The sequence below is a fragment of the Pseudomonas sp. NPDC096950 genome (assembly GCF_044762525.1).
GTDB lineage: Bacteria > Pseudomonadota > Gammaproteobacteria > Pseudomonadales > Pseudomonadaceae > Aquipseudomonas.
Genome location: NZ_JBIWEL010000006.1, coordinates 61578 through 77304, shown reverse-complemented (window position 1 = coordinate 77304; position 15727 = coordinate 61578). Strand labels below are relative to the sequence as shown.

Below are 15727 nucleotides of genomic sequence, written 5' to 3'. Positions count from 1 at the left end.
CAATTGCTTTGTCTGTTCCGGCCTCTTCGCGAGCAAGCCCGCTCCCACATTTGGCCTGTGTACGCCGATCCATTGTGGGAGCGGGCTTGCTCGCGAAGGGGCCAGTGCAGTCACTACAACAATCAGCTGTCCTGCAAAAACATCTCGCGAGTCAGCCCATGCCGCTGCAGCTTTTCATTAAACGTGCGCCTCGGCAGTTGCAGCTCTTCAAGCACCGATTTCACATCACCCTTATGCCGCGTCAACGCCGCGCGCAGGCAATGGGCTTCAAACGCTTCCTGCTGCGCCGCCAACGACTGGCCAGGATCAATCCCCACCGGTTCCGGCTCACCCAGCCCCAACACCTGGCGCTCGGCCACGTTCGCCAGTTCCCGCACATTGCCTGGCCAGTCATGACTCAGCAGATGGCTCAGTTGCGGGCCGCTCAACGGCGGGAAGGTCCGGCCCAGGCGTTCGGCGGCGTTCTGGGCAAAGGTTTCGAACAACAACGGAATGTCTTCGCGCCGCTCGCGCAACGGTGGCAGGCGCAACTCAGCGACGTTCAAGCGATAGGCCAAGTCCTCACGAAAGCGCCCGGCCCGGGCTTCGTCGAGCAGATCCGGTTTGGTCGCGGCGATGATCCGCAAGTCCACGCGAATGCTCTGGTTCGACCCCAGCCGTTCCAGCTTCTGTTCCTGCAACACCCGCAACAACTTGACCTGCTGGGCCAGGGGCATGCTTTCGATTTCATCGAGAAACAGCGTGCCGCCATCGGCGTACTCAAGCTTGCCAATGCGCTTGCCCGACGCGCCGGTGAACGCGCCGCTCTCATGCCCGAACAACTCGGCCTCGAACAACTGTTCGGGAATCGCCGCACAGTTCAACGCCACGAACGGCTTGTCCGCACGCAGGCCGAAATCGTGCAGGCAACGGGCGACCAACTCTTTGCCGCTGCCGGTTTCGCCACGGATCAACACGTTGACCGGCAACGTCGCCAAATCCAGCACTTGCCGACGCAACGTCTGCAAGCCTCGGGACACGCCGAGCAGGGTGGCGTCGAGTTTGGCGCGGTTGTCGGCTTGGACATGCAGCGCCCGGTTTTCCAGGACCAACCGGCGCTTTTCCAACGCCCGACGCAGGCTGCCAAGCAAGGTTTCCGGACTGAAGGGTTTTTCCAGAAAGTCGTAGGCGCCGTCGCGCATGGCTTCGACGGCCATCGGCACATCACCGTGACCCGTGAGCAAAATCACCGGCAAGTCGGGATCCCGGCGCTGTACTTCGGCCAACAGCTCCAGGCCAGTCATGCCGGGCATGCGCACGTCGCTGAGGATCACCCCGGGGAAATGCGCCGGCAGTTGCGCCAGGCATTCATCGGCGCGGCTGAACAACTGCACCTCGAAACCCGACAGGCTCAGCCACTGTTCGACGGCGCTGCGAATGCTGCTTTCGTCGTCGACCACGATCACCGAATTCAGCATCAGACAGGCACCTCCAGATCGATCGGCAAGGTCAGGGTAAACACCGCGCCATTATCGTGGTTGTCGGCCGACAGGCGTCCACCCGCTTCGTGGGCGATGGCAAACGATACCGCCAGCCCCAGGCCCAAACCATCGCCCACCGGTTTGGTGGTGAAGAATGGATCAAACACGTTCGGCAAGTGTTCTTCGGCAATACCGCCGCCGTTGTCGGAAACGCTCAGGCGCCACAATTGCTCATCGGCTTCGAGGCGGATTTCGAGGCGTTTGCAGGGTTTGTCGTGCACCGCGTCGAGGGCGTTGCGCAGCAGGTTGATCAGCACTTGTTCCAGGCGGATCGCATCGCCACGCACCCACGCCGGGCGCGTCAGATGCAGCACGGTGCTGACGTTTTCGTCCCGCAGGCGTGCGTCGAGCAACTGCAAGGATTGATCGACCACTGCCGCCAGGTCCAGGCGTTCGCGCAGGCCGCTGGGGCTTTTGCGGGCGAAGGTTTTCAGGTGGCCGGTCAGCGCCGCCATGCGCGTCAGCATGTCGTCCACCGGTTTCAGCGCTTTGTAGGCGTCATCGATGCGGCCGTGATCGAGCAGCAGGCGTAGCGTTGCAAGTTGCATGCGTTGCGCGGTCAGCGGCTGGTTGATTTCATGCGCCAGAGCCGCCGACATCTGCCCGAGCGCCGCGAGTTTGGCCGATTGCACCAGACCGTCCTGGGCGGTGCGCAGGTCGCGGGTGCGTTCTTCCACCAGTTGTTCGAGTTCTTCGCGGCTGCGCTGGCGCATTTTCGCCAGGCGCCAGCGCTGGTTGAGGAACAACAACAGAAACACCAGTGCCAGCCACGACCCGGCGGCGGCGAGGCCGGCGTTGCGGCTGTCTTCGAAAGCGATTTGCGGACGCCGCAACAGGTGCAGGGTCCAGCCTTCGGCGGGCAGCGGCAGGGATTCCCACAGGTAATCCGCCGTGCCGTCGGGGCCATCGACCCGGGCCAGATCGCTGTTGTCGTCGAAGCGCCGCACCGATTGGTACTTCAGCGGCGTCAGCGGTTGCTTGTCGTATTGGCGGGTGGCCTTGAGTTCGGCGTGGTCGCTGTCACTCAGCGGTTTCAACTGCCGATAACGCCAGCCCGGCTGATTGGCGATGAAGATAATCCCGCGTGCATCACTGACCAGCAGGGTGTCGGTGCCCTGGCTCCACTCGCGCTCCAGTTCCGGGAATTCAAGTTTCACCACCATGGCGCCGAGGAACTCGCCGTTGTCCCGGGTCACCGCGCTGGACAGGAAATAACCGGGAATCCCGCTGGTGACCCCCACCGCATAAAAACGCCCGGTGCCCTGGGTGCGGGTCTGGCTGAAGTAGGGGCGAAAGCCGTAATTGTGCCCGACGTAACTGCTGGGCAAACGCCAGTTGCTGGCGGCCACGGCCAGGCCGGTGTGGTCGAGCAATTCCAGGGTCGAGGACTGCGCGGCACCGTTGATCTTTTCCAGTTTGCGGTTGAGCAAGTCCTGCTGTTCAGGACTGACCGCACCGTCGAGGGCCGAGCGCAATTCCGGGTCCAGCGCCAGCACGGCGGGCAGGGCGCGGTAACGGTCGATCAGGGTGTGCAGGGAATTGGCGTACAGCGCCAGTTGTTGATTGGCGCGGGCGGCGTCGTCTTCCAGGGCCTGGCGTTCGGCGTGGCGCATGGCCAGACCCGCCGCCAGAACTGCGCCGGCAAGGATCAACAGGGTGTACAACGACAAACGCAAGGTACGGGAAGTCGGCAGCATGCGGGCGCAAACAGGTCGGAAGTCGGGCGGGCACCATAGCATGGTGGGCCCGCCGGGGGAGACCGTCATAGCTCTCTAACGGTGAGTGATTCTCCTGCGGGCTACTGGTGCTTGTTCAGGTGGGGGTGGGGTAGTCCATTCAGAGTGCGAGACCGTCACGTCGGGATCCGTTTCATCTTGCGAATACCCATAGAGAGGTCCTAGCGCTCGCGTGTCCTCAAGCATTCTCACTGACCTTGGCGAGATCGCACTCAAACCCTCCATTCTGAGGATCTGCTGGATCAGCGTGTTTTGCTCGTGCGCTGATACTGTGCCGGCTGGTCGCATTTTCAGGTCGAGGATTACTTTGCTCAAGTTAGTCATCAGATCTGCCGCCTCGGCTTTTTTCTCTACTTTTGCCTTCGTGCCTCTGAGTTCGTCAACATAGCTGTTGATGACCATGCTCAATGGCCCAAGTGACGCTCCCGCCGCAGTTGCGGCAATGACGTATCTGTTATGTATTTGATGGATCTCTTGGGTGCGTTGGAATATGCCCTCTGAGTCTGTTGGCATGCCAGGAATATGCATGTAAGGCGTCGCGGCGGGGTTAGGATGAAGTTCGTTTGTAAGGAGCGGGCTTAAAGCCACTCCAATAAACGATGCTATTGCCGATGCGGCTGGACTTGCGCCCCCGGTAGGGAATGCGATTAACCCGACACGGGAATCAACTATTGGCAAGAGGATGTTCTTCATTCCTGACTTGAAGCTATTCCAACTGACTTCGGTACTCGCCCAGTTGCTACGCCAGACCTCCCAGCTGTCAGGCATTGGCGGGGGAAACCTGTGGTCTTTGCGGAACTGGGGGTTCTCGATGACTGAGAATGTTGTTTCCTCTCTGCGAAATGAGCTGGTTAATGCTGATGCTGATGCTCGCGCTGACGTCGTAGGGGATGGCGGTGGAGTTCCGATATTTACAGTGGTTTCTGTCGGCATCCCCCCCGTGTCATCCACAAACCCTATCGGGTTATTGCGCACCATCCGATAAAAATTCAACCCGTCCACCGCCCCCAACGGATCCGGATTCACCCACCGCCCCAACCACGGCGCCAGGTATCGCAACCCGTAATACACCAATCCACTGGCGTCCTGCTCCTTGCCTGAATACCGAATGGTTTTATAGTCCGCTTCTACCTTCGAACGCGCGGCCCACCACGCCGTACCGCCATAGGGGTAATAGCCTTCATGGCTGATGACGCCGGCGGTTTTATCCAGTTCCAGGCTGCACGAACCCAGGTGATCATCGAGGCTATAGCGGGTTTGATCCGCTTCGATGTCGGCCGGTTTTCCGGTCACCCAGTGCAGGCAGCGGACACTGCCACGCCCCAGCGCCACGCTGATGACTTGCAGTTCTTCGCTGGCATCCAGCGTGCGGATTTCCAGGCCCGGCAGGTAACGCACTTCCCGCTGATGGGCCACGGTTCTAGCCTGGGCCAAACTGACCTTGCGCACCCGTGCACCGCCACTGTCATAGCGGTAGTACTCACCATCACCATCACTGGCCGTGTCGGCACGGTTGACGGTCGTCAGTTTTTGCAACTGGTTGCGCCCGTCCCACACCATCGGCTGTGCGCCGGGCACCAGGGTTTGCAGGTTGCCATTGGCGTCGAACTGGCGCTCGAATTCCGGTGCCGGGCCGTCGGTTTCTCCGGGCAAGGCGCGGTTGCTGCCTTGGGCTACGCGCATCGTGCGGGTGTAGTTGTTGCCTTCGCGACGGTGGCGCAATTCGGCGAAATTGCCGCCCGCGTCGTACTCGTATTCCTCGGTGTAGTTGAGCAACAGGTTGGAGTCGATGGGGCTGATCAGGTCCGGCAGGCCGGGGCGGATGCTTGCCCCGACGGCTTCCTGGCCGGTGGCGCTGATCAGTTGGTAAAGGCTGTCGTAGGTGTAGGTGTTTTCCGGCACGACCCGTTGATTGGCGAAAAAACGCACCGCTTGCGTGTGATCCTGCAACCGGGAAATATTGCCCACCGGGTCGTATTCGTAACTCAGGTCTTGCAGTACACCTTTGCCAGGGGCCGCAGCGTTGAGGCGCGTCAACCGACCGGTACTGGCTTCGAACGTCGCCGTGGTCACCACACCATTGCCGGCGGTCTGGCTGAGCAGCTGGCCTTCGGCGTTGTACTGCGTGGCGGTCAGCAGTGGCTGGAACGGCTTGCCCTTGAGGGTCAACGCAACGCCCTTGAGCTGACCGGCGCAATCGACGAACCGACGTTGTTGGTGCTCACCGGCATCCGTCTGGACAATCCATTCGCCCACGGGGCTGTAGCGCTGAAGGGTGGTGTAGCGTTTGTCGGGTTCGAGCAGGGTATCGCGTGCGGCGATGTCCAGCGGCCAGTCGGCAGCTTGTTCATCGGGCAGGAAGCGCCGGGTCTGGCTGATGACTTCACCGGTCAGGGCCTGTTGATTGAACAGCAACGTGCCGGCCGGGTCGTCATGGCGCAGCAATTGACCACACTGGTTACGCGCCGCGAACTCGGCGGTGTTATTGGCGTAGCTCAAGCGTTCAACGGTACGTGCCGGTTCCCCGGACAGCGATTCGTACCGTGCGACCGGGCGCAGATGCACGTCGTATTCACTGCGCTGGTGACTGCCCCGGCCATCCCAGTTTTCCAGCGCTTGTTGCGCCTCACCGGACAAACTCAGGCGCCATCCGGCGTCCACACTGTCGCTGCTCAAGACTGCCCCGGACAGGCTGTAGATCGTCAGCAGGTTGGCCCGCGCGGCCGGCGTTTGCTGCAGTCGAGGATCACGATTGGCCACCAGGCGCCCGGCCGCGTCGTAGGTCTGAGCGTTGATGCGCGGCTGCGCACTGGCGCTGACATTGCCTCGGTAATAAGCCACTTGCCGCACCGCCAGCCCACGACTGTCACTGACCGTCAGCGTCGGAGTGCGTCGATCAATGGTTGTGCTCATTGCTCCGCCTGCTGCGACGCCCGCATCTCGGCCATGGCTTGTTCATAGGTGTCATTTTCATCGAAGGCGATGGTGTACCAAGTGCGATACCACACTTCCCGGCGCAGAGGCTTTTTCGCCAGCAGAGTGCGGGTGGGCCGGCCGGGCGGGTCATAAAACTGCTGGTCGCAGTAGCCGAACTTGAACATCGCCCGGTCGTTGATGCGCCGGTATGAATTGCAAAAGTACGGCCGGCAGATCAATACCGTCTCGCCCTTGTTGTTGTACATGACCGGTTCACTGACTCGCCAGCGCTGCTCGGCATGCTCTTCTTTCGGCGTGCCGTCGGGATTGAGCTGCAACTCGCCGTGCTCCCCGGCCACCCAGGCTTTTCCCGGCTCGACCAATTGCTTGGCTTGCAGGGGTCGGCCGAATCCGTCCCAACAGGCGATGGCGATCCGGATTTGCAGGTCCGGGTCGCCGGGGTAGCGATCCGCTTGCAACGTGGCGACATGCACCGGTTCGCGATGGGCTTCATCGACATACTTTTTCAGCAGTTGCTCGTCCGCTGATGGTGTTTCCAGATCCTGGAGGTGCCACCGGGCGCGGGTACACAGGTGACCGCCGGGCAGCACATAACCGTTATCCCGCGCCCACGCCAGCCAGGGCGCGCCGGGGGGCGTCGTCTGTGAAACCCGGCCCATCCAGCTGAAAGGCGCGCTGAAGGTGGCCGTGGCGTAGTCGCCGATGGCCGCATTGGGGCCGGCGATCGCGGCGTCAGGGCTGCGGTCGGCGGGCGGACGGTAATCGGTCAGTGCCTTGAAACCGACTTTTTCGCCCAGCTCCGTTCCGTGAAAACTGGTGACCAACACTTCGCCAAAGGCGTTGTAGCGACCTTCCTGAATGTTCTGGTTGGGGTCTTCGATGGCCGCCGGCAGGAACGAACGATAGTCGGTGTTCAGGGTGCGGGTGATGCAGCCGTCCGGCAATTTCACCGCCGTGGACAGGCACCAGTAAGGTTCGTCGTAAGTGACCTCGGTGATGCCGTGACTCTGGGTCTGGCGGAACGCCTTGACGTTAAAGAAGCCTGCCAGCGTGTGGTAGGTGGGAAACCCTTTGCGCAGCGACCACAGGTAGTTTTTCGCGTCCGAAGGGTCGGTCGGTTCGCCGGGTTCAGCGTTCGGCAGGAACTCGTCCATGATGTGGTAACCCACCTCGGGGGATTCGAGTTTTTCCTTCAGATTGAACGGCATGTTGCCCTGGGCGTCCTTGAGTTTGTCGTAGGCGCTCAGGGCGGTGGCGTCCAGTTCGGCGGTTTCCAGGTAGTCGGGGAGCGCTTCGAAGACGATGGCATTCTTCTCGGGGGCCGGGTCCAACAGCTCGCCGTTGGCGGGATTCTGATACCGCTGCAAGGACAGCCCGGTCAGCACGGCTTTCGCCGCCCATGGGCCCTTGTCATCGCTCCGTTCCAGGAAGTGTTCGTAGTTGATGTCCTGGGGCTTGAGTTCAGCTTTTTCCAGGACCAGCGCATTGCCGCGTTGACGATAAGGCAAGCCCAGACGCCATTCTTGCGGCGTTTCGAGATCATAGACCTGCGCCTTGGCCTGGTTCAGGTACCACTTCTGCTGGGCCGGATCGTGGGCGTCTGCCCACCACGTGTTTTCATGGCATTCATCACGGTCGTCACCGGCTTCGCAGACGATGAACGGCGGGTCACCGACACCGGGCTCGCGGCGTCTGGCGTAGTGAACGGTGAACCCATGGGTCAGCACGCCATATTTGTTCCACTGCAAGTTGAGGGTGTGCTGGCACAGCGGGTCGTCGGGGACTTGCGGTTCGTACTGGTAGGCGATGCTTTCCAGGGCCAGCGGTTGCAGGACCGCATAGGGTTGGTGGTTGCCCTTGGGCTTGAGTTCGCGCACCAGGAAGCGGCTTTCCTGCACCGAGTAAGGCACGGCAGTGTCCGGGTCGTCATCGGCGGCAAACACCTCCGTGCGCAACACCGAGCCACTGAGGGCGCGGGCCATCTCCCGGGCCAGATCCTCGTCGGGAACCACCGCACGGCCCACCCCGTCATTGAGGTGGTATTCGTGCAGCAAGGTGGTGCCCAGCGGGACGGCTAACGGGTCACGGTTGTAATAACCCTCGTCACGCATGTCCACGGCTTTGCCGGTGTGGAACCAGGTTTTGCTGAGGATCGGCGCCGTGAACCCAAGGCTGGCGCGCTCGACGGCCGTCGCTTCGGTGTCGGTGCGCAATAGCAGGCCAAAGCCACGGAACTCGCGCTCGACGCCATCGTAGAAGCCCTGGCGGTAGCGGTAACCTTCGGTCAGGCAAGTGCCGGTGATTTCATCGAGGCTGGTCTTTTGCCTGACCAGGTGCAGGGTGAGCGGAAGGCTGGACACCGGGGCTTTGCCGGCCGCGAGCAACTCGACTTTTTCGTCCAGCCATTCCTGGGCCGAACTGCGATAGGTCACCCCGCTGACGGCGCCCATGTTGTTGCTGCTGGCGTTCAACAGATAAGGCTTGGCCTGCACAAAATCGTAGCGCCAGTGGCGCGGTGACATGTGTGGCACGGTCAGGATCAGGCTGGAGCAACCCAGCCCTTGCAAGTCGGCGGTGCTCACCTGGCAGAGCCGGTCATAGCGCACACCCGGGGGCCACGGCAAGTCTTGCGACTCGGCGGCATAGCCGTTGCCGGCGCGATTCATGAAGACCCGCAGACGGTCGGATTCCAGGTAGATCAAGTCCGTGGCGCCGGAGCCGTCGAGATCCGCCATCAGGACTTGCGAGGCGTTGAACGTGGCGTAGTCGAAAGGCAGGGCACACAGCACAAAGCCTTTGCCGAATCGTCCGCGTCCCAGGTTCGGCCAGCATTTGACTTCGTTATGACGGATGCGGATCAAGTGCTGCTGACCACTGCCTAGCACGTCGCTGAAGGCCACCAGTTCGGTTTTGCTGTTGCTCAATAACGGCAGCGCATCGTCATCGTGGGGCACATCATCGCCAGCGGCAAATCCGCTTTCGCGACGGTTGGCGTACAACCGCACGCTACGCGGGCCGATCAGCGCCAGGTCGCTCAGGCCGTCGCCCACCAGGTTGGCCAATTGCGCCGAAGGGTGGAAAAACTCGTTGGGAAAAGCGCTGTACGGCACGAAGTTGGACCAACTGCGGTCCGGGTTCAGCGTGAAGAACCCGCTGAGCCCCGGCTGGGCGATCACCCAGTCGAGCTTGCCGTCGCCGGTCAGGTCGCTGAGGGACTGGCGCAGGGGCATGCGGCTGTCCGCCACGGGAATGTGCGGCAACAGGTGCCAGTCGCCATAGCGCACATGATCAGCGCCGTTTTCGCCCCGCTCGGGTTCGCGGTAGTACCAGGCCTTGTCACTGCGAAACAGCACGCCGGGCATGCCTTCGCCGTACAGGTCGGTCAATTGATACTGCTGGCCATCGTTGAGACCGGGCATGTCCGGGAATTTGCTATACCCCGGATGGCCGGGATCCAGCTCGAACGGGTTGTAGGCTAATTCCACGGGGGGACGGTTTTCGACCTGGCCCTGATTGTCCCAGGCCTGAATGTGCGCCGCCGTCAGGTGGTTGAAGCCCAACGGGCTTTGGCGGTGTTCCAGCAACAGGCGCTGGACCAGTACCGGGTTGGGCCCCAATTCGGCGGGGAAGTGGTGGAACATCAGCACTTGTTTGCACAGGCGCCGGGTGCCCAGTTCGAAACCGTAGGCGTAGTTCCAGAACGGGTCCGAGCGTACCGTCCATTCGTCTTCCCCGCCATAAGTTGGCGTTTGTGTCAGGTCGGTGCTGCGCTCGCCGTAGTCGAACCGCAAATGGAAGAAGAAGTGCTCGGGTGTCCAGCCTGTGGCGCTCCAGGCATAGAGATTCGCCTCGGGCCTCTGGTTGCCGTAAAGCACCCGCGACAGGTAGCGCTGGGCGCGGTAATCACGAAATTGCGGCGCGGTGGGCGCGTCGGTTTCCGCGATGTATTCGTACACGATGTGTTCGCCGCGAAGGTTGAGGCTTTCATCGATCATCCATACACCGACGCGGGTCTTGTCGTTTGAATCAGCCCGGCGCGCGTTCGGTGATTTACCGTACAGGTGCAAGCTACCGTCGGCGCCGTGGATCAACCAGAAACCGGCCGGGTTGTAGGTTGGGTCTTGCGGATTCTGCGGCTGCTCGACCAGGGTCCAATGCTCGATCAAATCAAAGGCGCCTTCGACCCGCGGCCAGTAACGCACCACACGATGCCGGGCAATATCGACGGTTCTGTACTTGGCCACCTCTCTGGAGATGATCTGGCCATCGTCACTTTTTTCGGGCATCCACACATCGCCGCCGGGGCCCACGATCTGGTCGCTGCCGTCATAGGTCGGCACGCCCTTGCTGGTGCGCAGGGTGATGGCATTGGTGGTCAGTTTCCAGCCGATGCCAAAGGGACTGTTGCCCACGTCGCTGCTGTAGCTCAAGCCCAGCGGCGGGACCCATTCACGGTTGGGGGCCTTGCTGATTGGCAGGGCCAAACCTTCCGCTAAGGAACCCGTGAACCCGACGCCGGCCGAGCCCTTGCCGATGCTCTGAATGGCACCGCCACCCTTGGGCAGGGAGGGGGCGGCGATGTCGAGGGTGCCGGAGGCTTGCTCGTTCATAGCGACCCTCCGTCCACCGCGGTGTACGACACATGCAAGATGATGTCCGTGGCGGATTCAATGATGTGCGCCTGGTTGTTGTGATTGGGAAACCGCAACTGCCACTTCGACACGGCGCCGGTGTACTCGAACGGCAGGTAACGGTCATCCTGGAAGTTGAGGATGAACATGCCTGAATCATCGACACCGGTGGACAGGGCGATCTGCTGGCTGGAGCGCAAATTGTCCTTGGGCGTCTGACCGGGAGTCGGCGACATTTCTACCCGGCTATAGGTCTGGCTCAGGATCGCCCGGATGTCCTCATAGGGGCCGACGGTCACCGGTAGGGTCAAACTGATGCTCTTGATGCGACGCCGGTAGTGCACGGGGTAATCGTCATCGAACATTTTTTGCGTCAGTTCGAACTCGCAGGCACCGTTGTCCGTCAGGTCTTTTTGAATACCCGTCCAATCCTTGTTGAGGGTCGAACTCGGGTCCTTGCCTTTCAATTGACCGAGTGAAACGGTTTTGCGGATCTCCAGTTCGCGCACATCCTGCAACAGGTGGTCGGCCTGCAATTTGAGCAACCCTTGCTTGAGCGATTCCCCGGCACCCAGCCCTCGATAGGTGGCATTCCAGGTGCCGCCGGTAAACGCCGGCGGCCGATGGTAATCCGCCTCTTCGTAACGCCAGCACGCTTCGGCGGCCTGGCACAACGACAGGGCTGAGGAATACGCGTTGAAGTAGAACGTCGCGAACTGACCGTTGAGCCAGTCGTAAGTCTGGGCCTTGCTGAAACGGTCGCTGCGGGTGAGGAACTCGTAGGTTTTCCGGGCCTGGTTCAGCGAGGTCTGGGCCATGGAGACCTGCAGCAGCGTGGCTTTGTGTTGCTCGGTATAAACATCGAGCTGTGCGTCGATTTGCGCCAGTTCCAGTTCGGCTTGATTGCGCGCCTGGGTCCACTCCTGTTGGCGGCGTTGGTAAATTGCGGTTTGATGCAGACTCTGACTGACCGAGTTGGTCACGTCAGACAGGCTCAGATTCGCAGTACCCGCTGACTCTTGCGGACCCTCCAGGCGTTGACCCCCGCCGAATACTGCCCCTGTGGCAAATCCAACTCCGGCGGCGGCAAATAGACCACCCACATTGGGCGCCGTTTTGGTGGCTGAAGCGGCTGACAGGGCAACACCTGCCACGCCCGCCAGTACGCGCGCGCTCAATGGCAAATAGCTGGCGGTCAGTTCCAGTGGGCTCATGAATTCATCAGCCAGTTGGCTGTAATAGTCCAGGCGTCCTCGCACGACACGTCGACTGGCCATGAGTGCCGCCCGATTCTTCTCGTCCACTTGCAATGCCTGACGCTGCACATTGAGGGCGTCTTGCGCCAGGGTCCAGGCGTGTTGTTGCTGCAACTCCAGGTATTGCGCCTGTTCCTTGCGTTCGATCAGCGACAGCAGGGTGGTGCCAAACTCGATCACCTGTTGAGTCAAATTCAGAGCGTGGGCATACATCACGCTGAAACGGTACGGTGGAATTTGCGGGTTCAGCAGTTGGTTCAGGCCCGCGCCAGAGAGTCCCTGGTTATAAGCCGCCAGCAGGGCGCGTGGGTCCAACGGTGGGGCGAACAAGGGCAGGTGCAGCGGTTTGCCAGCGGGGTCGAGGTTGTGCCGCAAGTTGTACAGGCGACCTTCCGCATGGTCCCAACGCATGATCAATTCAGGGTTGAAGGGCAGGCGCAGATAGGGATTGTCGACCGTCGGCAAGGACGGGTCTTCGGCAAAAGGACGCAAGCACAGTAGAGGCACTGCCTCGGGATGAGGGCCGCCGAAGTCCGGCAACGGATCGTCGATTTGTTGCTGGTTGAACGTCAGCAAGCGATCTTCAAATACCCTAAACCCGGTATTTTTGGTGGTGCTGAGGGCTTGCAGGGTGATCGGCTCCCACGAATCGACCTGCCGCACATCTGGCCGTGGCCCCAGGTAATCCAGCACTTGAACGTATTGCAGCTTGGCCTCGCTCAAGCTGTCGGGGGTCAGTTGCAGGTAAGCGTGGTCTGCCCGGTTGAGCTTGATATCGAGGAGCAGTAAGTACAGCGCCTTACGGATATGCACCGGATGGCTCAGGCCGATCTGGTGTGGATCATTCGGCCACAGGGTGGCATGGCTCATTTCAACCCCGGTGGTGCTTGCCTCTTCAGGGGCAATCGGCACGACATTCCAATAGGGCGGATGACCCTTTTCGCCTTTCTGGCGCATCGGGTCGAACAGGTAGGCCAGCCAGCGCTCTGCTTCGTTATATTGCTGTTCCTGATTCAACCGGTACGACACCAGCCACGGCATGTACAGAAACAGCTCGAGGAAATACAGGTAATAGGCGCCACTGAAGTCCATGGGCTCTTCACTCAAGTGAGGAGCCATGGGCGGTTCGCTGAGGTGCTGGGTATCCCAGTCGAGCAGTACGTCAATCCCGGCTTCGGCGCGCTGAATCAGGTTGCGGGCGAAGGTGGTATTCATGCGGATCGGCGCACGTTCTTCATTATCCGCATCGTTGTTACTGATGGATGAACCGTAAAAATCGATGAACTCGGCGTTGCCCAGGGTCGGGCTTTCCATGTGATCGATCCAGGGGGCAATTTGCGGCGTGACATCCGGGTTTTCTATCCAGCCGACTGAAACTGTTTTGAGTGCACTGCCTACGTAATAGTAGGTGCCGATAACCACGCCGGGAGTTCTTTTATAAACCGTTATGCCATGGATCAAAGGAATCGATACGTGGACGTCTTCACCGGGCCATGTGACTGGCCAGGTATCAGGGCGCAGGGTTTTCTGGTTGATCGGGATTTCAAAGGTCAACGTATTCTGGCTGTTGATGAATGGCGTTATGGCCGACTCATGCAACACACGCATTTGGGTGAAAGAAACTGGCGTGGTGGTGACATCCATTGGATGCAGGATGACATGCCTGAAGTAATACGGGCCGTCGAGGGTGATCGCTGTAGATGCAATGCTCAGCGTTTTTGGAGGTGTGTGACCAGAAGAGTATTTAAATAGGGTGTCAATTTGTATGCTGCTGGGCTCATTGATAATGGTGTCGAGTAATTCTTTTAATATGAACTTTCCTGAGATGAGTCCGATTTGTCCTGTATTGATAGGGTCGTGGTAAAAGGTTTCCTTTTTATCTTCGTCAACGATTAGACATTTGACGTTATTCGGACTGCCTATAAATGTGGTCTCCGGAGAGTTATTGTTAAGGAATTCGGTGTCTGTGGCTTTGATTTGAGACCCGTCAAGCAGTTTTATCCATTTGCCTGTTTCATAGGCATGCACCACCAGGATTATTTCTATCAATTCCTTAATCGAGTCTCTAAGCGAAATCGTTATTTTTGTAGTGGATGGAAAGTTATCCGTCAGCCACGAAGTAATAGAGATTCTAGAACTGCTTCGATCATAAGAAACAGTCGAACTGTTCGAGTCCTTGATTAACGGTTGCCAATCCATGAAGTTCCAAGTGTCTTTTTCAGTCGTGGGCGATGCCGCGGTCACGTTTCCAAACTCATGACTCCCGGTCGGCAGCCAATACTGGAATCGGCCTTTCCCCGCCGCTTCATGGGCAAAGAGATGGCAGACCATCCGCACATGGCCTTCTTCGATGTTGCTGATCCCGGGCGCTTGCGCTTTGGTGCCTTCAACATAGCCCACGGAAGGAAACAAGGGCGTGATGAGGAAGTTCTTGTCGATACGCACCGTTCTCAACAAGCTGTAGCTGTCCTGGGTACCGTTGTCTGCACCACCATGGTGGTGGTTGGCATAGATCGCCAGGAACAACGACTCCGGTGTGGTCGAGTGGTCGAAGACTGCGATGGTATCGGTGCCCTGCTCGAGCAGGTGCGGGTCCATCTCACGCAATTCCCGGGTGGTGCTGTAGTTCTCGATGTACACCTGCGGCGTGCTCCAGGTGTCGTCGTATTTTTTATACGAACCGTACAGCCTGAACATCGGGTTGGTTTGGGTGTTGGGTGGCGGTTGCTGGCCTTCCGGGGGAGGCGAGGCGGGTGGCATGGCGTCGCTGTCGGTGGTCGTGACTTCTGCCCAGAATACAAACAGGCGTTTGTTGAACCACACCGGCCGAATCGTGTGTTCGAGGGCCTTGGTGGAAATCGGCACGGTGGCTTTTTTCCAGTCAGTCCAGGCGTCGGGCAGTGGCTTGTCATATTTGTGGGGCGGTTTCGCCGGGTCTGGAGCCGGCCCGATGGCCGGACGCCGGGCCATGTCCAGCGTGCGCCAGTAATAGGCATTTTCCGCCGGTGATTTGCCGACAAAGTAGTAAGTGCTATTGGCAAAGTCTTCGCCATCGATGTACCCGTTCACGACGCGTAGATTGGCGATTTCCTCGAAGCGTGCCAGGTAGGCCAATACGGCAGTCTGCACCGTGTCGGGCTGGATCTGGTTCTGGTTGATATCGTTTTCGAACTGCTCGAAGTTGTCGGTCTTGGTCAGGCGCAATGTCGGGTCCATGTAGATCGACGGAAAGTAATGCAGTTGTTGCACCGCCGCCCATAACGGGTACTGATTCATTTCCAGCTTCCACTGACTCAACTGCTCATCGGACAGGTCAAAAACCGTTTGCCCAGGCTCCATGCCCAGCAAAATGCCGTGGATGTATTGCTGCATGCTGGCAATGGCGCACGCGACAGGGCTGGTCGGCACGTCCTGGCTGACCAGCACGTCCAGCAGCAGGTATTCGTAGACATCGTTGGCTGTTTCGATCCGGTTGCTGAGGTCCAGCTCTCTCAGTGTCTCGTCCTGGGGGACGACCTCGTGCAGGTACATCGCCAACAGGGCGTCACGCCGGGATTCATTGAGTTGTTTTTCGATGGAAGTGGACATGATCGCTCCTCGTTTACACAGGCGCTGATTCGAAAGACCGGCTCGCTGCCACGACAGAT

The 15727-nt window shown here is 59.8% G+C and carries 5 protein-coding genes; all 5 read right to left on the bottom strand.

The annotated features are described in order from the left end of the window. Positions 1–122: 122 nt before the first annotated feature. Positions 123–1457 carry a sigma-54-dependent transcriptional regulator gene (locus ACIQY3_RS12715; protein WP_403019769.1) on the bottom strand — a complete coding sequence of 445 codons (1335 nt, stop codon included), beginning with the start codon at positions 1455–1457 and terminating at the stop codon, positions 123–125. Next, positions 1457–3217: an ATP-binding protein gene (locus tag ACIQY3_RS12710; RefSeq protein ID WP_403019767.1), complete on the bottom strand. Its 1761-nt coding sequence runs from the start codon at positions 3215–3217 to the stop codon at positions 1457–1459. The genes ACIQY3_RS12715 and ACIQY3_RS12710 overlap by 1 nt, the downstream gene beginning before the upstream one ends. A 75-nt stretch (positions 3218–3292) precedes the next feature. Beyond that, positions 3293–6169, bottom strand: coding sequence for an RHS repeat-associated core domain-containing protein (locus ACIQY3_RS12705; protein ID WP_403019765.1), 2877 nt, complete (start codon positions 6167–6169; stop codon positions 3293–3295). Continuing rightward, positions 6166–10803, bottom strand: coding sequence for a SpvB/TcaC N-terminal domain-containing protein (locus tag ACIQY3_RS12700; protein ID WP_403019764.1), 4638 nt, complete (start codon positions 10801–10803; stop codon positions 6166–6168). Before ACIQY3_RS12700 ends, ACIQY3_RS12705 begins: the two co-directional genes overlap by 4 nt. Next, positions 10800–15668 carry a neuraminidase-like domain-containing protein gene (locus ACIQY3_RS12695; RefSeq protein WP_403019763.1) on the bottom strand — a complete coding sequence of 1623 codons (4869 nt, stop codon included), beginning with the start codon at positions 15666–15668 and terminating at the stop codon, positions 10800–10802. Before ACIQY3_RS12695 ends, ACIQY3_RS12700 begins: the two co-directional genes overlap by 4 nt. Between the last annotated feature and the right edge of the window lie 59 nt (positions 15669–15727).